Consider the following 20,100-nt stretch of genomic DNA (forward strand, 5'->3'; position numbering starts at 1 on the left):
CAGTCCCGCGGGTTGTGAACCTCGCCGGCGGCCGCCCGCGGGACCTCCGCTAACAACCTCACGTCAGCAGTTGCACGATCCGAATGATCGGCAGGAAGAGTGCGATGACGATGGTGCCGACGACGAGCGCCAGGAACAGGATCAGGATGGGTTCGATGAGCGAACTGAGACCGGCGACGGCGTTGTCCACCTCGTCCTCGTAGATGTCGGCCACCTTGCCCAACATCTCGGGCAGCTGACCGGTGTGTTCGCCGACGTCGATCATGCTTGTGACCATCGGCGGGAAGACCTGCGTGGACTCCAGCGGTCGGGCGACCGGCGCGCCCTCCTTCACCCGGTCGTGCACCTCGGTGATGGCGCCGGCGATGCGGGTGTTGCCGCAGGTGTCACGGGTGATGAGCAAGGCCGGCAGGATCGGCACGCCGCTCGACAGGAGAGTGCCGAGCGTCCGGCCGAAGCGGGCAACGATGGCTTTCAGGAACAACTGGCCGAATAGCGGCAGCTGCAGGGTCCACGTATCCAGCAGACGCGCCCCGGCCGGCGTCCGGCGGAAGGCCTGCGCCGCGAACCAGAGCGCGATGCCCACGCCCAGGGCGACGATGGAGTGGTTCTTCACCGCGTCGCTCACCGTGAGCACGAATTGCGTCAGCGGCGGCAGCGGCGCGCCCTTGAGCAGGTCGGCGAAGATCTGCTGGAACTTCGGCACCACAAAAACCAGCAGGCCGGCGAGGATGAGCACCGCCACGGCCATGACGATGAGCGGATACACCATGGCCGAGGTGATCTTGCCCTTCAGCTGGAGACTCTTCTCCTGAAAGCGCGCCAGCCGGCCGAGCACGACATCGAGCACGCCGCCGGCCTCGCCGGCCTTGACCATGTTGACATAAAGCCGGCCGAACACGCGCGGGTGCTGGGTCATCGCCTCGGAAAGCGTGCCGCCTGATTTGATGGCCTCGGCCAGCGCCTCGATGACGTGGCGGAAACCCTGGTTGCGTTCCTGCCGGGCCAGCACCTCAAGTCCGCGCAGCAACGGCATGCCCGCGCGCAGCAGCGTGGCCAGCTGGCGGGTGAACACCGCGAGCTCCTTCGCGCCGATCATCCGGAGGAACGGCAGGCGGAGCTGCACAGAGGACAGAGGACGGACGACCGAGGACGGAACCGGGCGCAGAGCTGGGCTTGATTTCGTCACCGCGGCTACAGCTTCACCACGTTGCGGTATGACGTCGGTTGGAAACAGGCCCTGGCCTTTGAGAATGGCCGCCACCTGTTTCACGTCGGGGGCATCCAGCAGTCCGGATTTCTCCGCGCCGCGCACATCGAGGGCGATGTAGGAAAACCGGGGCATCAGAGAGGAAGGATCAAGGGACAGGTAACAAGTGCCAAGAAAGACTCCACGGGATTTGTTACTTGATGCTTCATACTTGTCACTTGCCGCGCGGTTCAGGTGTATTTGACCACCTCTTCAATCGTCGTCTCGCCGGCCAGAATGGCGGCGAGGCCGGCGTCGCGCAACGAGGTCATGCCCTGCGCCACCGCCTTCTGTCGGAGTTGCACCAGGGACACGCCCTGCCCCACCAGCTCGCGCAATGCATCGGTCATCGGCAAATACTCGAAGAGACCGAGCCGGCCTTTGTAACCTAATAGGTTACAAGAAACGCAACCGACACTACGGTAGAACTCGCGCCGGGATGATTCCGACGGATTCAGGCCGAGCTGCCGCAGCAGGGATTCATCCGGCGTGTAGGCGGAGCGACAGGCTGGACAAAGCCGTCGCACCAGCCGCTGGGCGAGCACGGCCTCGAGGGTCGAGGCGAGCAGGAAGGGCTCGATGCCCATGTCCGCCAGTCGGGTGACAGCGGACGGGGCGTCGTTCGTGTGCAGCGTACTGAGCACGAGGTGGCCGGTGAGCGAGGCCTGGATGGCGATCTGCGCCGTCTCCAGGTCGCGGATCTCGCCGACCATGACGATGTCGGGATCCTGCCGGAGAAAAGTCCGCAGCGCGCGGGCAAAGGTCAGGCCGGCGGCCAGGTTCACGGGCACCTGCATCACGCCGTCGATCTCGTATTCGACCGGGTCTTCGACCGTGAGAAGCTTGGAATCGGCGGTGTTGAGTGTCTTGAGACAGCTGTAGAGCGTGGTGGTCTTGCCCGAACCCGTCGGGCCGGTGACGAGGAAAATGCCGTTAGGCCGGCGGATGACCTCCTCGACACCGATGCGGATCGCGTCCGGCAGGCCGAGCTGGCGGAGCTCGAGCTGGACGGAAGTCTGGTCCAGGACGCGCAGCACGACGCTCTCGCCGAACTGCGTCGGCAGCGTGGAGACGCGCAGGTCCACCGCGCGGCCGCCGAGGTTGAGTTTGATGCGGCCGTCTTGCGGCAGGCGGCGCTCGGCGATGTTCAGGTTCGCGAGCACCTTGAGGCGCGAGATGATGGGCCGCGCAAGGTTCTTGGGCGGCGGCGCCATCTCGTAGAGCGCTCCGTCGATCCGGTAGCGGATCTTGAAATCGTGCTCGAAGGGTTCGAAATGGATGTCCGATGCCTTGTCGCGGATGGCCTGCGCGAGCACGAGGTTGACGAAGCGGATGATGGGCGTCTGCCCGGCCATCTGCTCGATGTCGGCCTCGGTCAGCGCTTCGTCGCCGGTATCGCCCACCTGGGCCTGCAGGTCGCCGAGCGCCGCATCCAGCGAGATCTCCTCCTCGCCGTAATGCTGCCGGATGAGCAGCGATACGCGCTCGGGATCGGCGACGCTGATGCGCACATCGCGTTCGAGGGCGAAGGTCAGGTCGTTGACCAGGTTGGGATTGAAGGGATCGACCGCGGCCACCGAGATGGAGAATCCGTCGGAAGCAATCGGCGCCACGCCGTAGGTGCGGGCCATGCCGCCCTCGACCAGGGCGAGCGCATCGCCCGGCAGCGTGGCCGGCAGGTCCCCCGCGTAGTCACAGCCGATGTGGTCGGCCACGGCGTGAAGCAGTGCGGATTTATCGAGCAGGCCGAGGTCGAGCAGCATCCGGGCGAGCGGCTTGCCCGTGGCGCGGTGCTCGTCAAAGGCGGCCTGGAGCGAAGCGGGCTCGACGAGCCGGCGCTCGGCGAGCAGATCGAAAACCGCCTGGTCGTGTCCTTCGAACATGAAGAAGTCCGGCCGGGCGGCGGAACGGAGGATTAGAGCTCGCGCAGCTTGAAGCCCATGGAGGTGAGCTTCTCCTTCATGACGACCGGGTCCTGCGACTTCTCGAGCGCCTCGTCGGGCTCGATGAGCTCGCGGTTGACCAGGCTCATCAGGTGGGTGTCGAGCGTGATCATGCCGAGGTTGGCGCCCGTCTGAATGTCCGACGGGATGCGGAAGGTCTTGTTGTCGCGGATGAGCGAGGCGATGGACGAGGTGTTGACCATGATCTCGTAGGCCGCGATGCGGCCGCCGGTCTTCTTCTTGCAGAGCGACTGGGAGATGACGGCGATGATCGAGGTGGAGAGCTGCATGCGGATCATCTCCTTCATGTTGGCCGGGAAGGCGTCCACGATGCGGTCCACGGTCTTGGCGGCGCTGTTGGTGTGCAGCGTGCCGAACACCAAGTGACCCGTCTCGGCGGCCGAGATGGCGGCCTCGATGGTCTCCAGGTCGCGCAATTCACCCACGAGGATGACGTCGGGGTCCTGGCGCAGGGCGCGCTTGATGGCCTCGGCGAAGCTCGGCACGTCGGAGCCGACCTCGCGCTGGGTGACGACGCACTTCTTGTGCGGGTGATAATACTCGATCGGGTCCTCGATCGTGATGATGTGGCCGTCGCGGTTCTCGTTGATGTAATTCATCATCGAGGCGAGCGTGGTGGACTTGCCGGAGCCGGTCGGGCCGGTGACGAGGAAGAGGCCGCGCTGGCGGTAGAGCAGCTCCTTGATCTTGTCGGGCATGCCGATGGTGCGGAGGTCGAAGAGCTGGTTGGGGATCTGCCGGAGCACCATGCCGTAGTTGCCCTTGGCCTTGAGCACGGACACGCGGAAGCGGGCCTTGTCACCGAAGGCGAAGCCGAAGTCGGTGCCGCCGTTGAGCTTCACGTTCTGGATGTGGTTGTCCGGCGTGATGGAGAGCATCAACTGCTCCGTGTCCTCGGGGCGCAGCTCGGGGCCGTCGATCGGGGTCATGCTGCCGCGGAGGCGCAGGCAGGGCGGGACGCCGACCTGCAGGTGGAGATCGGAGCTCTTCTGGTCCACGACCAGCTCCAGGAGGTCATTCATTTCGTAGCTCATGCGGTGGTAGGGTTAAAGCGGGTCGCCAACGGTGACGGTCACAACCTCCTCGATTGTCGTGAGGCCGGCAAGGACTTTGCGCACCCCGTCCTCCCGCATGGTGCGCATGCCGTCCTGCCGGGCCTGCGCCCGCAGGCGGGCGGCCGTTACATTGTCGTAAATCATGGCGCGGATGCCGTCATGCACGCGGAAGATCTCAAAGATCCCCATCCGGCCCTGGTAGCCGGTGCCGTGGCAGGCAGCGCAACCGGCGCCGTGGGCGAAAGTCGCGCCCTCCAGCCGGCCGGGCTTCAGCCCCAAGGCGTGCAGTTCGTGCGCCGCGGGCGTGTAAGGGCGCTTGCAGGCCGCGCAGATGCGACGCACCAGCCGCTGCGCCATGACCGAGCGCAATGCGGCGGCCACGAGGAAGGGCTTGGCGCCAATGTCGATCAGGCGCGTGACGGCGGACGGGGCGTCGTTGGTGTGCAGGGTGCTGAACACCAGGTGGCCTGTCAGCGAGGCGTTGATGGCGATCTCGGCCGTCTCCAGGTCGCGGATTTCGCCGACCATGACGATATTGGGCGCCTGGCGCAACATGGCGCGCAGCGCGGCAGCGAAGGTCATGCCGATGGCCGCGTTGACGGGCACCTGGTTGATGCCGGAGAGTTGGTATTCCACCGGCTCCTCGACCGTGATGATCTTGCGGTCGGGCTGGTTCAGGTGGTGCAGCGAGGCGTAGAGCGTGGTGGTCTTGCCGGAGCCGGTGGGTCCGGTGACGAGCATGATGCCGTCGGGCGAGGCGATGAGCTGCTCGAACTCCCCCTGGTCGTCCGGCAGAAAGCCGAGCTCCGGCATGCCGAGCTTCAGGCCCTCCTTGTCGAGGATGCGCATCACGATGCTCTCGCCGTGGGCCGTGGGCAGCGAGGACACGCGCAGGTCCAATGTGCGGCCGCCGAGGTTGACCTGGATGCGACCGTCCTGCGGCACACGCTTTTCGGCGATGCTGATGTTCGCCATGATCTTCAGGCGCGAGATGACGGCGAGTTGCAGGCGCTTGGGTGGCGCGTCCGCCTCCAGCAGCACGCCGTCGATGCGGTAACGCACGCGGAACCGCCGCTCGAGGGGCTCGAGATGGATGTCGGATGCACGCCGGCGAATGGCCTCGGCGATGAGGGTGTGCACGAGCTTGATGATCGGTGCGTCGTGGTCACTCGCCTGTCCCTCCTCGCCGCTCGCCACCGCGACTGCAGCGGCAGGTTCATTGCCCGAGGCAGCATCGAGGTCGGCCACCTCCCCGCTGTAATACCGGGTGATGGCCTGCCGGACATCCGCCACGGAGGCCAGGACCGGTTGAACCACGGTGCCGGCCAGGTAGGCCAGGCTGTCGATGACATCGACCGCGATGGGGTCCGCCACGGCGACACGCAGCACCCCACCCTCCCGGGCAAAGGGGATGACGGTGTGTTCCACCACAAACGAGCGCGGCAGGGTGGCGAGCACCGCCGGGGAGATCGGCATCCCGGCCAGCGTGACCCAGGGCATGCCGAATTCATCCGCCACCGCGCGCCCGAGTGCCGCCTGGTCGAGCGCGGCGTCCGTCAACAAAATGTCCAGCACGCCCGGCGCGGCGCTCGTAAGGGCGGGGTGGTCCGCCGCCTTGCGTTGGGCCGCTTCCAGCTGGCCAGCCGTGACCAGGCCCCGTTTGAGGGCGATTTGCACAGCGTAGTCGTCGGCGGTGGTCACAGGAAAGTGAGCCGGTCCCGCGTCCGCGGGCTCAGCGGTTGAGGCTCAGCAGGAACTCGGTGTTGGTCTTGGTCTTTTTGAGCCGCTGGATGAGCATGTCCATCGAGTCGGCCGCCGGCACGCCCTGCATGGCGCGGCGCAGCGAGTAGATTTTGATGAGCTCGTCGGGGTGGTAGATGAGCTCCTCCTTGCGGGTGCCGCTCTTGTCGATGTTGAGCGCGGGGAAGATGCGCTTGTTGACGAGGTCGCGGTCGAGGTGGAGCTCCATGTTGCCGGTGCCCTTGAATTCCTCAAAAATGATCTCGTCCATGCGGCTGCCGGTGTCGACCAGCGCCGTGCCGATGATGGTCAGGCTGCCGCCGCCCTCGATGTTGCGGGCCGAGCCGAAGAAGCGCTTGGGCTTCTGCAGCGCGTTGGCCTCGAGGCCGCCGGACATGATCTTGCCGCTGTTCGAGGCCAGCGCGTTGTAGGCGCGGGCCAGGCGGGTGATGGAATCGAGCAGGATGACGACGTGCTCGCCCTGCTCGACGAGCCGGCGGGCTTTCTCGATCACCATCTCGGCGCAGTGCACGTGGCTCTCCGGCGCCTCGTCGAAGGTCGAGCTGACGACCTCGCCCTTGCAATGGCGTTTGAAGTCGGTGACCTCCTCGGGGCGCTCGTCCACGAGCAGGATGATGAGTTTCGCGTCGGGCGAGTTCTCGGCGATGGAGTTCGCCATGTTCTGCATGAGGATCGTCTTGCCGGTGCGCGGCGGGGCGACAATCAGGCCGCGCTGGCCGAAGCCAATGGGCGTGATGATGTCGACCATGCGCATGGAGACGTCCTTTTTCTCCGGCACCTCGAGCAGGATGCGCTTGAGCGGATAATACGGCACCAGTTCCTCGAACGGCGGGATCTTGGAGATCTCACCCGGCTTGCCGCCCATGACCTTGCGGACGGCCACCACGGCCGGGCAGCGGTCGTTGCCCTGCGGGGGCTGCAGCTGGACCTCGACCGCGTGGCCGCGCTTGAGCCCGAAGTGCTTGACGAAGATCTCCGGCAAGAAGGCGTCCTCCGGGTAGAGCCGGTAGTTCACGTCGTCGTGCACGACAAACCAGAGGCCGCGATCGGTCAGATCCAGGTAGCCGCGGTCGTAGAGCGGGATCTTCTGCTCGGCGATCGTGGCGAAAATCTGCGTGATGAGCTGGCGGCGGTTCGGCGCGCCCTCGAACTTCACCTCGAGTTTCTTGGCGAAGGCGGTGAGCTCGGCGAGGTTCAGCGCGAAGAGTTCGTTCAACCAGACCGGGTCGGTCTTGCTCCTGGCGATCTCGTCGGCGAGCTGCTCGAGGGCCTCGAGGCTCTGGAAGCGCGCGGGATCAGGGAGGTCGCCGTAGTGGACGACTTCCTTCGGTGGCGCGGGTTGCGGCGGATGCTTCGGGCCTTGGAAATTCTGGTTGCCGCCACCCCACTTTCCGCCTCCACCGCCGCGAAACTTATTACCGCGGTGACGCCGGCCCCATTTTCCGCCGCCCCCACCTTGCTGGTGCTGGCCGCCATTGCCACCTTCCTGCTGCTGACCGCCGCCGTCGTGCTGGGCTTGCGGTTGACCCTGGTCGCCGCCGTAGTCACCATGATCGGCGGGCGCTGATTCGGCCTGGGGCGGCGCTTCGCGCACGGGTTCCGGCGCCGGAGCGCGGACCGGCTCGGGTGCGGGAGCCGACGGGGCCTCGTGAAAGTCGATCTCTTTGGTGACCACCTTGGGGGTTTTCTTGCCGCCCCGGATCAGGCGGGAGCGCGCGGGCTTCTTGGTGGTGGCCGAATCACTGGCGGCGCTGGAATCTTCGTCGGATTTAGGGGGGACTGACATGAATGCGGCCTGCGGGCCGGTCGGGTTGGGAGTTCAAGAGGCGGTCTGCCAGCGCGTCGACCTGTTCACGGAGAAATTCGGGGGTACCGTCATTCAGGAGAACGTGGTCTGCCAACTCGCACTTGCGGGCCAGTGGCAGTTGCTGGGAGATACGCTCGCGGGCTTGGTCCCGGGGGATGCCTCGCTGTTCCAGCCGCCTCAATTGCGATTCGGAGTCTGTGGTGACGCAGACGGTGAAATCAAACCAATTTTCCAAACCCTTCTCAAACAACAGCGGAACCTCGACAATGAAGGCCGTGCCCGGGCTCGCGGCGACCATCCCGCGCCAGCGTTCCAGCAGGCGCGGATGCAACAGTTCCTCCAGCCAGGCGAGGGCCGCCGGGTCCTTGAAAACCTTCCCGGCCACCCGGTCGCGGCGCACGCTGCCGTCGGCGGCCAGCATCGAGGGCCCCAGCCGGTCCCGGATGGCGGCGGCCACCTCGGGGCTGGGCAGCAATTCGTCCCGGACGACCTGGTCGGCGTCCAGCCGGCGGAAACCCCGCTCGGCGAACCGGGCCGCCGCGGTCGACTTGCCACATCCCATGCCGCCGGTCAGGCCGACCATCAAGTTGGTGCTGTTAACCATTTCTCGAGAGCGGACTATATGGGCTTGCTGCGTATGGGGGGCAACCCCTATCTCCTGTGCTGTCGCATGGTTCCTCCCCACGCAGTCGATACCAAGCACCCGGCCGCGGTGCTCAAGGCCGTGCAGGCGGCTTTTGCGGGCATCGGGGCCGAGGCCAGCTTTCCCCTGCTCGCGCGCTTGTTCGAGGATGTGACGGGGATGTTCGAGGGCCACTACGCCGGATACCGGGCCATCGACATGCAGTATCACAGCTTTGAGCACACCATGCAGGCCACCGTGTGCCTCATGCACCTGTTGCAAGGCCGCAGCCGGACCTTTGACAAGCCCGTGCTGCGCGCGCGCGACTGGGAGCTGGCCATCATGGCCGTGCTGCTCCACGACAGCGGCTACCTGAAGAAAAGCGATGATGTCGGGGGCACCGGCGCGAAATACACCTTTGTCCACGAGCGCCGCAGCTGCGACTTTTCCCGGGAATACCTGCCGCGCATGGGTGTGACCGCCTCGGAGATCGAGGACATCTGTGCCGCCATCATCTGCACCGGACCGCGCAGCAAGATCAGCCAGGTTTCCTTCCACCGCGACGAGGCCCGGCAGATGGCCTTCCTCCTGGTGACCGCCGACTACCTCGCCCAGATGAGCGCGGCGGACTACCTGGAAAAACTCCCGGCCCTGTACAAGGAGTTCGTGGAGGCCTTCGATTTCGAGCAGGTGCCGCCCGAGAAGCGGCCCTACCACAGCCTCCGGCAGCTGCTGGAGAAAAGCACCGATTTCTGGACCAAGTATGTGCGCCCTATGCTCGACTTCGAGGCGGGCGGCGTGCATCGCTATTTGACGACAGCGGGCCAACCCAATCCTTATCTGCAGGCCGTTGAGGCCAATCTGGCGGAATTACAACGCCGTCTGCAGGCAGGGACGGGCTAAATCCCACCCTTCGCTTCCCGCCACCTGTCTCATGTTAGCCACTATCGGCTCAGCCGCGCTGCTGGGCATTGATGCCGTGCCCGTGTCGGTCGAGGTCAACACCGGCGAGACCGGCGTGCCCAACCTGATCCTCGTCGGCCTGCCCGACGCCGCGGTCAAGGAATCCGAGGACCGGGTCTTTTCCGCGCTCAGCAACTCCGGCCTGCGCATGCCCCGCACGCGCACGACCATCAACCTCGCGCCGGGCGACCTGCGCAAGGAGGGCGCCATCTACGACCTGCCCATCGCACTCGGCATCCTCGTCGCCACCGGCCAGCTGGTGTGCGAACGGCTCGGCGACTATCTCATCGCCGGCGAACTCAGCCTGTCCGGCGCCACGCGCCCCATCAAGGGCGGCCTCGCGATGGCCGTGCTGGCGCGCGAGTCGCGGCGGCGGTCCGCCCTGCTGCCACCGGGGGCCGCGCAGGAGGCGGCGCTCGTCGAGGGCCTGCAGGTCTACGAGATCACTTCGCTCGACCAGGCGACACGTTTCCTCGCCGGCCAGCTCAAGCTCACCCCGCTCGCCGCCCCGCACGCGGCCACCGTTCCCGCCCGCGGCGATCACGAGCCGGATTTCGCCGACATCAAGGGCCAGCACGCGGTCCGCCGCGCCGTCGAGGTCGCCGTCGCCGGCGGCCACAACCTCATCATGATCGGGCCGCCCGGTTCCGGAAAATCCATGATCGCCAAGCGCATTCCCGGCATCATGCCACAACCGACGCTCGACGAATACCTCGACATCCTGCGCATCCACTCCGCCGCCGGCCAGACCATGCAGGACGGCCTGCATTTCCTGCAACGCCCGGCCCGCGCGCCGCATCACACCATTTCCGACGTCGGCCTGCTCGGCGGCGGCGCGATTCCCGGCCCGGGGGAAATCTCCCTCGCGCATCACGGCGTGCTTTTCCTGGACGAATTGCCGGAGTTCAAGCGCTCGGCCCTCGAGGTTCTGCGCCAACCGCTCGAGGACGGCCACGTGACCATCTCGCGCAGCGCCGGCAAGATCACCCTGCCCTGCCACTTCATGCTCGTGGCCGCCATGAACCCCTGTCCCTGCGGCTACCTGGGGGACGCCAAGCACGAGTGCCGTTGCTCGCCGGCCCAGGTGCAGCGCTACCGGGCGCGCATCAGCGGTCCCCTGCTCGATCGCATCGACCTGCATGTCGAGGCTCCGGCCCTTTCGATCACCGAACTCCGCAGTGAGCGGGCCGGCGAGTCGTCGTCCTCGATCCGGGAGCGCGTCGAACAAGCACGGCAGGTGCAGTTGGTACGGTTCCGCGGCACGAAACTCACCGCCAATTCCCGCATGCCCGCTTCGCAGCTCAAAAAATTCTGCGCCCTCGACGCGGCGCTCGGCGACCTGCTCCAGCAGGCCATGGAGCAACTGGCGCTGTCCGCCCGTGCCTACGACCGCATCCTGAAGGTGGCGCGCACGATCGCGGACCTGGCCGGCGCGGAGCGCATCGGGCAGCCGCACCTGCTCGAGGCGATCCAATACCGAAGCCTCGATCGGAACGTTTTCTATTGAAACCCCATGTTTTGAACCTGACCGCAGGACCATTGGGTTTCTGTCGCTTTGTCCAGATAGATTCCACCTTGACAGTCTAGGTGAACAAGGATTTCCCTGTTTCGCCTAGAAGGTCTAGGCGTCATATTTTATGCCAAAGGAAAAACCGGACCTAGTGTACGGGACCCTGGATATGCTCGTGCTGCGAACGCTGCAGAATGGACCGCGACATGGGCTGGCCATCGCCGATCGCATCCAGCAGATGTCCACTGACGTGCTGAGGGTTGAACAGGGCTCGCTCTACCCTGCCCTCTATCGCCTGGAAGCGCAGGGTTGGTTGAAGGCCGAGGAAGGTCTCTCTGAGACCAACCGCAAGGCACGTTTCTACCGGCTGACGGCGGCGGGGCGGAGACAACTGGAAGCAGAGACGGAGCACTGGGCACGCGTGACCGCCGCGATCAATCTCGTCCTCGAAAAGGCCTGATGCCTTTTGCTCGCGCCACCGCCGCCCCGCCTTTCCTCGATGCAACTCTGGTTCAAACTCAGCTCGTGGTGGCGGCGAAGCCAACGGGAGAAAATTCTCAAAAATGAATTGCAAGACCATCTCGATGAACTGACCGCGCGACACGTCGCGGCGGGCATGTCGCCGGACGACGCCCGGTACGCAGCGCTCCGTCAATTCGGCAACATCGCCGGCATACAGGAACAGGCGCGCGAAAGCTGGAGCTTGATCTGGCTAGAACATCTTTGGCGGGATCTCCGCTTCTCCGCGCGCTCGCTGCGGCGCTCGCCGGCGTTCAGCGGAGCCATCGTCGTCACCTTGGGACTGTGCATCTGGGCGAACACGGCGGTTCTTTCCGCGCTTTACGGGCTGGTGTTGAAACCGCTGCCCTTTCCCGACGCGGGCCGCCTCGTCGACGTCTATAACACCCGGCCCAAACAGGGCCAGCAACGCCAGCAGCTCGGATACGCCCAGTACCTCGATTATCGCGCCAACGCGGACCTGTTCGCCAGCTTTGGCCTGTGGACCGGCTGGATGTTCAACATCGAGGAAACAGCAGGCATGGAGCGCTACGTTGGAATGCGCGTCTCGGCGGACTACTTCCGCACCCTCGGTCTGCAGCCGCTGCTCGGACGTTTCTTCACTGAGGACGAATGCGTTCTGGGGCGGGACAACGTCATTGTCCTGACCGAGTCGTTTTGGGAGAAACAGTTCCGGCGCGACCCCGCCATTCTTGGCCGCGAAGTGAAACTGACGGGCCGCATGTTCACCGTGATCGGGGTCCTGCCGCGCCGGTTCGAGGAGCTCAGCATCGCGCCAGTCCTGATGAAGCCCTTCGAAATCGATCCCAAGCAGACGCTGCTACCGCAACAGCGTCTGCAGGGCGTGGGTGACGCGTATGCGCGTCTGAAACCCGGCGTGGCACCCGGAACGGCCCTAGCGCAGCTGCAGTTGCTGGAAGACCGCTATCGCGAGCAGGTGGCGGATCCCGGATTGCGTGAGTTTCTCGCCAGCGGCGGCCACCGCATGGCGCTGCGGCAATTGCGCGCAGAGCAAACCGAACCGATCCGCAATGGCCTGTTGCTTTTGCAAATCGGCGCGCTGCTTGTCCTGTTACTGGGCTGCGTCAACGTTGCGAGCCTGATGCTTGCGCGCGCGATCGCGCGCCAGACAGAACTGGCAGTGCGGCAGGCCCTGGGCGGGAGCCGCGCGGCCCTGGCCCGGCAGTTATTCGCCGAGACCGTACTGCTCGCCAGCCTCGGCACCGTTCTGGGGCTCGGGCTGACGGGCCTCAGTCTGCGGCTGATCAACACCTACACGGATAAGATCATCTACGGGATTCCGCCGGTGGGGCTCGATGCGAACCTGCTCGGCCTGACTCTGGTGGGATCCTTCGTGGTCGCGCTCCTGACGGGACTGCTGCCGGTCATGCGCCTCTGGCGATCGCGGAACTTCCTCGCCTCGATCCAGAACGGGGCTCGCGGGTCGAGCAGCCGTGGCATGCGGACGATCAATGGCGTTCTGGTCAGTGCTCAACTCGCCCTCGCGCTCGTCCTGCTTGTGGGTGCCGGCCTGCTGTTGCGAAGTTTCTCGAAAGTGATGCAGATCGATGCGGGTTTCGACGCGGCCCAAGTCATTCATGTCCGCGTCGCCTACAATTCCGGGTTTAACGACGTCGCCAAACTGCAGGATCTGCAGAACCGTATCCTGGAAAAGATGCGCGAAATTCCCGGCGTTGCATCCGTGGCCTACTCGAGTTCTCTGCCAGGTTTCGCGGAGAACCACCCCGTGCCCCTGCCGCTGCGCGGCATGACCCAGGCACAAGCCGCCAGCTTCCCGACTGCGATCGTTTTCCCGGTCTCTCCGGAATACCTGCCGACCATGGGCATCCGGTTGCTCGATGGGCGCCACTTCACCACGGACGATCTGCGGCCGGGCGCGCGGACCGTGCTGATCGTCGATCGAAAGTTTGCTGAACGGTATTTCCCAGGCCAAAGCGCAGTCGGCCAGACGCTGGCCACCCCGCCTGCGACCAAACCCGAGAACGCCCCGCTGATCATCGGTGTCGCCGAGGTCGCCAAGGTCAGCGGCCTGGAAAAGCTCAACGTTGAACCCTATGTCTACACGGCCCTGCCGGTCTCCCGCACGGGCCTCTCCGTCGAGCTGCGGACGACACGTCCGTTTGCGGAGATACTGCCACAGATCCGGGCGCAGTTGCGCGCGGTCGACCCTGACTTGCCGATCTACCAGGCCCAGACGATGCAAATGCGACTCGACGATGCGGCCGCAAACCGCCGCGGGATCCTTTGCCTGCTGAGCGCTTTCGCGGGCATTTCTATGCTGCTCGCGGCGGTGGGCCTCTATGGCATGCTCGCCTACGACGTCACCCAGCGTACGAAGGAGATCGGTATCCGCGCAGCGATCGGCGCTACCCCGGGGGAAATCCTTCGCCTGATCCTTAAGCAAGGAGTGAACAAGGCCGCGACGGGGCTGTTGCTGGGTTTGGTTGGGGCATGGCTTCTGAGCCGCTATATCGCCGCGTTGCTCTACAATGTAGAACCCAACGATCCGCTGATTTTCAGCAGCGTGGCGGCCACGCTCCTTGCCGTGGGTCTGCTGGCCAGCTGGCTGCCTGCCCGTCGCGCCGCCAAGGTCGATCCCCTCGTTGCGCTGCGCCACGATTAAACAATCATCATGTCATGGCCAGGGTTCTCACGGAGCGGGGCCTCAATGTATCCCGGCAGAAGCCGGTGGAACCTTCATCCGGTGGCGCTGACGAAACAGGCTCGCGCGCCGATACCTTCAGCCAGCCAGCAGCCGAGGACTGTGAAGGCACCAGCAAGGATAGCGCCAACAAAGCGCAAGGATAGCCCTAAGATGCAGTAAGTATCCACGAAGGATGCCTTAGGATGCAAGGGAGGGCTATATGGGACGAAGTAAGGAGGTAAGAGCCAGCAGAGGTGACCGCTAAATCCACGCTAATCTTCACTAACCTGAACCACGGCACCGATCCATGGGCAACACCGCCGGTGATTGGATCCCCTCTGGAGGGGGTGGCGCGCAGCGCCAGGGTGTGTTTCTGACGTAACGAGTAGTGCTAATCCGGCTGGAAAAAAGCCTTGGCCTCACTTAGAAATCAGCCTCCGTAACAAAAATAACTCCATGAAAAAATACCTCATCCCCATGATCGCGGCCGGCGCGGCGCTGGCTTTCACCATCACGCCCGCCCTTGCCCAGACCACCCCGCCAACGTCAACCGCACCGGCCCAATCGTTCACGGCGCCGCACCACGAACGCCATCCGGCCATCCGGGCGGCGATTCGCGCACTGGAAAAAGCCAAGGAGGAGCTGAAGGCGGCCGATCACGATTTCGGGGGCCACCGCGCGCAGGCCCTGGCTGACTGCGACAAGGCCATGGCGCAACTGAAGCTTGCCTTGGAATACGACAAGAAGTGACCGAAAACAGGCCGTTCCCTGAGCGGGAATGAACGAGAGGGTGCGAGGCAATCGCCTCCCTCAAAGCATAAGGCCCAGCGTGCGGCTGGGCCTTAGTATTTTCTGCCGGGTTTTCCGGCTTGAACTGGTGCCCCCACCGGGAATCGAACCCGGGTTTGAAGAATGAGAATCTCCTGTCCTAGCCGCTAGACGATAGGGGCGGAAAATCGAAGGAACAAACAAGCACCCGGCGGCGGCCCGTCAAGTGCGCAAACTGGAATGTCAGAAAGAACGATGCGGAACTCAGGAATGCAGGAAAGGGAACCGCGTCAAGACCGGGTCGGTTCCTGTTTTCCAGCTTTCCCATCAGACGTTGAACAGCTCCCCGGGCTCGAAGAAGCGCGCCAGCTCGGCCTTGGCGTTCTCGTCGCTGTCGGAGGCATGGACGACGTTCTTCATCATCTCGGTGCCGAAGTCGCCGCGGATCGTGCCTTTCGGCGCCTTGCGGGAATCCGTGGGCCCGAGCAGGTCGCGGACCTTCTGGACGATGCCGTCGCCTTCGAGGGCCATGGCGATGACCGGGCGCGAGCTCATGAAGGCCTCGATCTCCGGGTAAAAGGGCTTGTCGGCCACGTGCGCATAGTGCTCGCGCAGCTTGGCGGGCGTCAGGCGCATCATCTTGCAGCCCACGACGGTGAAACCGGCGCTCTCGAAGCGGTTCAGCACGTTGCCCACATGGCGCTGGGCCATGCAGTCCGGCTTAAAAATGACGAATGTTCTCTGCATATAAGCGGCCCACCATACTTTTCAGACTCCGTTTGAAAAGCCCCGATTTCGGATTTCTTCACGGCCGGGCAGGCTTGACTGTGCCATCTTCCAGCCAACGCCTCAATATCCGCTTCTGTATCTCCCGCAGATGGTTGCGAACCGGCTCGCCCGATGCCTGATCATCTCTCCGCCCGCCACCCGCGGCTCAGAGCGCCTCGGTATAAAGCTGCTCGTAGGCGACGACGGCCTGCGTCCACGAGAAATCCTTCTGCATGGCCCGGTGCTGGACGGCGGCGTAGCGGGGCTTGTCGGCGAACAGCGCCAGCGCCCGTTTCAGGCCGGCATCAAATTCCTCCTGCTTGGGCGCGACCATGATCCCCGTGCCGCTGTCCGGAGCCGTGTCGATATCGGTCACGGTGTCGACCAGTCCGCCGACATTGCTGACCAGCGGCACGGTGCCGTAGGCCTGGCTATACATCTGGTTGAGGCCGCAGGGTTCGAACAGCGAGGGCATGACGAAGAAGTCCGAGCCGGCCTCCACGAGGTGGCTCATCGCCTCGTCGTGCCGCACGCAGAGCCCCACCTTGGCGGAATGCGCCCGGGCAAAGTCTGCGAGCAGTTCCTCGTATTTTTTCTCGCCGCTGCCGAGGATGACGAGCCGGCAGTTTTCCCGGGCAAAAAAATCCTTCGCGCCGAGCACGAGGTCGAGGCCCTTCGCCGGCGTGAACCGGCAGACCATGCCGAAGACCGGCCCCTTGAAGGTCGCGCTCCAGCCGAACTCCCTCAGCAGCTTGGCGCGGCACTTCGCCTTGCCCGTCAGATCGGCAACGCTGTAGCGCGCGGGCAGGCTCTTGTCGGTCGCCGGATTCCAGACCGCCGTGTCGATGCCGTTGAGCAGGCCGTGCAGGTCGTCGAGGCGCGTGCCGATGACACCGTCCATGCCGTTGCCGAACTCCGGGGTCTGGATTTCCTTCGCATACTGGGCGCTGACGGTCGTGACCTTGTCGGCATAGACGATGCCGGCCTTGAGCATGCACATCTGGTCGTAGTATTCGAGGCCGTCGATCGTCAGCAGGTCCTCGGGCAGGTTGGTCAGCGCGTAGGATTTCCGCGGGAACACGCCCTGGTAGGCGATGTTGTGGATCGTGAACACAGTCTTGAGCGCGAGGGTCACCGAATAGCGGCGCTCGGCCTCGCGCAGGAAGACCGGCAGCAGGCCGGTCTGCCAGTCGTGGCAATGCACGATGTCGGCCTTGAAGTCGGTCAGGCGCAGGAGCTCGACGACGGCCTTCTGGAAAAAGATGAAACGCGCGTCGTTGTCGTCATAATCGCGCTCGCCGGTCCAATAGGGCCGCTTGCGGTCGAAGAATTCCTCGCGGCAGATCAGGTAAAGCGTGAGGCCGGGCCGCGGGGTCAGGGTGTAGACGTCGCCCGCCAGGAAGAGGTCGCCCATCTCGATCTTGAGCTTGTGGCTGGGCTTGAGGCCCGCGACGTGCGGGCCATCGAGCACCGAGCGGTAGCCGGGCATGAAGACGGCCAGCTCATGGCCTCGGTCCGCCAGGGTGCCCGTCAGCGCCGCCACCGCATCCGCCAGCCCGCCAGTCTTGAGATAAGGAAACAGTTCGCTGGCAGCGTGGGCAATTCGCATGTTGCAACACTACGGACCCTGACACACGGTGCCACTAGAAAATCCCGCTGTGTCGTCCATAGCCTTGGCGAAGGACGAGGCCCGGTTCCCTGCCCATTGGCAGCCGCTAGTGTCTCCATTATGAGTTATTCCGACCGCCTTTTGGCCCATCTCAACCGCCGCGGCTATGTCCCGGCCCCCGCCGACGCCATCGCCAAGGAGTGGCGTCTCAATCCCAAGGATCGCCGCAAATTCAACCAGCAGGTCGCCGAGCTCGTCCAGTCCGGCCGCCTCGTCGTCATCAAGGGCGACCGCCTCTGCGTGCCGCGCGAGGCCGACCTCGTCACCGGCAAGATCAACTTCCGCCAGAAAGGCTCGGCCATGGTGTTCCCCGAGGTCAAGGTCACCGAGCCGCGCAAGCCCGGCATCTTCGTCGCGGCCGAGGACACCGGCGTGGCGTTGCAGGGCGACAAGGTCGTCGTGCGCCTCCGCTCGGCGAAGGACCGTGATTTCCCCCACTTCCTCAAGCCGGGCGAACAGGCCGGCAAGGTCATCAAGATCATCGAGCGCGGCAGCGCCACCCTCACCGGCACGCTCCAGCGCGGCCCCAACTACTTCTACGTCGCCTCCGACGACCCGCGCATCGGCCACGACATCATCGTGCAGGACCCGGCCAAGGCACCGTTGAAGCCGGCGCCGGCGGTGGGCGACAAGGTCGTCGTGAAGCTCAACGAGTGGAAGGAACGCCACCTGAACCCCGACGGAGTGATCATCGAGAAGCTCGGTCGCGCGCTCGAGCCCCGCGCCGAGCTCGCCGCCATCTACCACAAATACAACCTGGTGACGTCGTTTCCCGAGGCGGTCGTCCGCGAGGCCGCCGCCCTGCCCGCGGTCGTGGGTCCGGCCGACCTGGCCGGCCGCCGCGACTACCGCGCGATCCCGACATTCACCATCGATCCCGACGACGCCAAGGACTTCGACGACGCGCTCTCGATTGAATATCTCGACAATGGCGACATCCGCATCGGCGTGCATATCGCCGACGTCAGTTACTACGTGAAGCCCGGCACCGCCCTCGACCGCGAGGCGCAGAACCGTGGCAACTCCACCTACCTCGTCGGCACCGTCGTGCCGATGCTGCCCGAGAAACTCTCCAACGGCCTGTGCTCGCTCGTCGAGGCCCAGGACCGCGTGACCAAGGCCGTGCTCTTCACCTTCGCCGCCGCCGGCCGCCTCAAGGGCACCGAGTTCGCCAACACCGTCATCCGCAGCCGCAAGCGGCTGACCTACAAGCAGGCCTTCGCCCTGATGTTCGAGGATGATCTCAACAAGATCCGCAAGCTCCCCCTGCCCGCGGCGCACCAGACCGGCTCGACCGGTCGCGCCCTGAGCGAGCTGGCCGACGACGAACTCGGCGAGTTGCAGCAATGGGTCCGCCAGCTCTGGACCATCGGCAGCAAGCTCCGCCGCGAGCGCATGCAGGGCGGCAGCCTCGACCTCGACATGCCCGAGACGAAGATCTTCGTCGACGCCGCGGGCTATGCCGACCGCATCGAGCTCATCCACAACGACGAGAGCCACCAGCTCATCGAGGAATACATGCTGCAGGCCAACGAAGCGGTCGCCCGCCTCACCCGCAGCCAGCACCTGCCCTCGCTCTACCGCGTGCACGACGACCCCGACGAGGAGAAACTCGCCGAACTCCGCCAGTTCCTCGGCACCTTCGGCATCAAGACCGGCGATCTCGCCAACCGCGCCGAGGTCGTGAAGCTGCTCGCCGTCCTCAAGGATCATCCGCAGGGCTACATCCTCCGCACCCAGCTCCTCCGCTCCATGCGCAAGGCCTGCTACCGCGCCACGCCGGACGGCCACTACGGCCTCAACAAGACCGACTACACGCACTTCACGTCGCCCATCCGCCGCTACGCCGACCTGGTCGTGCACCGCGTGTTCGACACCTACCTCGGCAAAAGCCAGGGCAAGCCGACGGCCAGCTACCGCATCGCGCAGATCGACAACCTCGCCGAGCATCTCAGCCTCACCGAGATCAACAGCACCGAGGCCGAACGCGACTCGCAGAAGCTGAAGCTCATGGAGTATTTCGAGCGCGAGGCGGAAAAGAAAAAGAAGACCGTCTTCACCGCCATCATCACCGACGTCCGCAACCACGGTTTCTTCATCGAGGTCGCCGAGGCCGGCGCCTTCGGCATGGTGCCGGTGTCCTCGCTCAAAGACGATTTTTATGTCCTCAACGGCGCCGGCACGGCTTTCATCGGCCGCAAGACCAAGCGCAAGTTCGAGCTCGGCCACAAGGTGTCTGTCGTCGTGGACAAGGTCGACCGCCAGAAGCGGCTGATCGACTTCACCGTGCCTCCGGTCTAGGATATATCGCACACGAAGGCACGAAGGCACGAAGGCACGAAGGCACGAAGGCGCGAAGGCCGCGAAGCCGCGATGGAACCCCTTCCCCGTTCGCATTCTTCGTGTGGCGGTAGGGCGGGTTGTCCCCAACCCGCCGTTGCCCGCCGAGCCTGGGCGGCGCGGTAAGGATGACGCGCCTATCTCTCCCTTATTCGCGTATTCGCGTAAGCCCTTACCCCGGCATCATCTCCCGCCCTAACTGCGAAAACCCCGTCGAAAGCTGCTCACTCGATACGGTGACGGCGTAAGCGATTGCTCACTGCCGCCGCCTGTGTGTCGTCGGATCATGTAAACCTCAAAGGTTACATGAGCACCGGGGAGTCGGATATATAGTAAGTATTCACCTGGTCCTTATCGTCGAAACGAATGCTCAGATACCAACCCGGCCAGCTTGGTGAGACCGGGCCGTTCGCGTCCGATGGCGCAACGCTTCTATGCGG

General features: G+C 64.7%; 14 protein-coding genes and 1 tRNA gene. 6 read left to right on the forward strand and 9 right to left on the reverse strand.

Features of this window, described 5'->3' with window-relative positions:
* Window positions 1-58: 58 nt before the first annotated feature.
* The 6 genes from BLU29_RS16830 to coaE form a co-directional block, all read right to left on the reverse strand.
* Window positions 59-1,345, reverse strand: coding sequence for a type II secretion system F family protein (locus tag BLU29_RS16830; protein ID WP_091060389.1), 1,287 nt, complete (start codon window positions 1,343-1,345; stop codon window positions 59-61).
* Between the two features lie 95 nt (window positions 1,346-1,440).
* Window positions 1,441-3,132: a GspE/PulE family protein gene (locus BLU29_RS16835; RefSeq protein ID WP_091060390.1), complete on the reverse strand. Its 1,692-nt coding sequence runs from the start codon at window positions 3,130-3,132 to the stop codon at window positions 1,441-1,443.
* A gap of 32 nt (window positions 3,133-3,164) precedes the next feature.
* A complete protein-coding gene (locus BLU29_RS16840; protein WP_091060393.1) occupies window positions 3,165-4,247 on the reverse strand; it encodes a type IV pilus twitching motility protein PilT in 1,083 nt (360 codons plus the stop codon).
* Window positions 4,248-4,259: 12 nt separating this feature from the next.
* A complete protein-coding gene (locus tag BLU29_RS16845) occupies window positions 4,260-5,969 on the reverse strand; it encodes a GspE/PulE family protein (protein WP_091060396.1) in 1,710 nt (569 codons plus the stop codon).
* Window positions 5,970-6,000: 31 nt separating this feature from the next.
* Complete coding sequence (gene rho, locus BLU29_RS16850; RefSeq protein WP_091060398.1) at window positions 6,001-7,815, reverse strand: transcription termination factor Rho; 1,815 nt, start codon at window positions 7,813-7,815, stop codon at window positions 6,001-6,003.
* Window positions 7,799-8,419 (reverse strand): dephospho-CoA kinase, encoded by a 621-nt coding sequence (coaE, locus tag BLU29_RS16855; protein ID WP_231962264.1) that lies wholly within the window; start codon window positions 8,417-8,419, stop codon window positions 7,799-7,801. The genes rho and coaE overlap by 17 nt, the downstream gene beginning before the upstream one ends.
* An 87-nt stretch (window positions 8,420-8,506) precedes the next feature.
* Here coaE and BLU29_RS16860 point away from each other — a divergent pair, with 87 nt between their 5' ends.
* The 5 genes from BLU29_RS16860 (at window position 8,507) to BLU29_RS16880 (ending at window position 14,865) form a co-directional block, all read left to right on the forward strand.
* On the forward strand, window positions 8,507-9,361 hold the full coding sequence (locus tag BLU29_RS16860) for a hypothetical protein (RefSeq protein ID WP_091060401.1): 855 nt from the start codon (window positions 8,507-8,509) through the stop codon (window positions 9,359-9,361).
* 31 nt (window positions 9,362-9,392) lie between these two features.
* Window positions 9,393-10,928, forward strand: coding sequence for a YifB family Mg chelatase-like AAA ATPase (locus tag BLU29_RS16865; RefSeq protein WP_091060404.1), 1,536 nt, complete (start codon window positions 9,393-9,395; stop codon window positions 10,926-10,928).
* Window positions 10,929-11,058: 130 nt separating this feature from the next.
* On the forward strand, window positions 11,059-11,391 hold the full coding sequence (locus BLU29_RS16870) for a PadR family transcriptional regulator (protein WP_091060406.1): 333 nt from the start codon (window positions 11,059-11,061) through the stop codon (window positions 11,389-11,391).
* 39 nt (window positions 11,392-11,430) lie between these two features.
* Complete coding sequence (locus BLU29_RS16875) at window positions 11,431-14,094, forward strand: ABC transporter permease (RefSeq protein WP_157693956.1); 2,664 nt, start codon at window positions 11,431-11,433, stop codon at window positions 14,092-14,094.
* A gap of 477 nt (window positions 14,095-14,571) precedes the next feature.
* Entirely contained in the window at window positions 14,572-14,865 is a 294-nt protein-coding gene (locus BLU29_RS16880) for a hypothetical protein (RefSeq protein WP_091060411.1), read from the forward strand.
* A 125-nt stretch (window positions 14,866-14,990) separates the two neighbouring features.
* On the opposite strand, the gene BLU29_RS16885 is transcribed toward BLU29_RS16880, so the two are convergent.
* From BLU29_RS16885 to glgA, 3 genes are all read right to left on the reverse strand, one after another.
* Window positions 14,991-15,065 (reverse strand) — tRNA-Glu (locus BLU29_RS16885).
* A gap of 145 nt (window positions 15,066-15,210) precedes the next feature.
* Window positions 15,211-15,630: a nucleoside-diphosphate kinase gene (gene ndk / locus BLU29_RS16890; RefSeq protein WP_091060413.1), complete on the reverse strand. Its 420-nt coding sequence runs from the start codon at window positions 15,628-15,630 to the stop codon at window positions 15,211-15,213.
* A gap of 187 nt (window positions 15,631-15,817) precedes the next feature.
* Window positions 15,818-17,260 (reverse strand): glycogen synthase GlgA, encoded by a 1,443-nt coding sequence (glgA, locus tag BLU29_RS16895; protein ID WP_091060416.1) that lies wholly within the window; start codon window positions 17,258-17,260, stop codon window positions 15,818-15,820.
* 120 nt (window positions 17,261-17,380) lie between these two features.
* Between glgA and BLU29_RS16900 the strand changes: the two genes are divergently transcribed.
* On the forward strand, window positions 17,381-19,621 hold the full coding sequence (locus tag BLU29_RS16900; protein ID WP_091060419.1) for an RNB domain-containing ribonuclease: 2,241 nt from the start codon (window positions 17,381-17,383) through the stop codon (window positions 19,619-19,621).
* The last annotated feature ends 479 nt before the right edge of the window (window positions 19,622-20,100 follow it).

The sequence above is a fragment of the Opitutus sp. GAS368 genome (genome assembly GCF_900104925.1).
GTDB lineage: Bacteria > Verrucomicrobiota > Verrucomicrobiia > Opitutales > Opitutaceae > Lacunisphaera.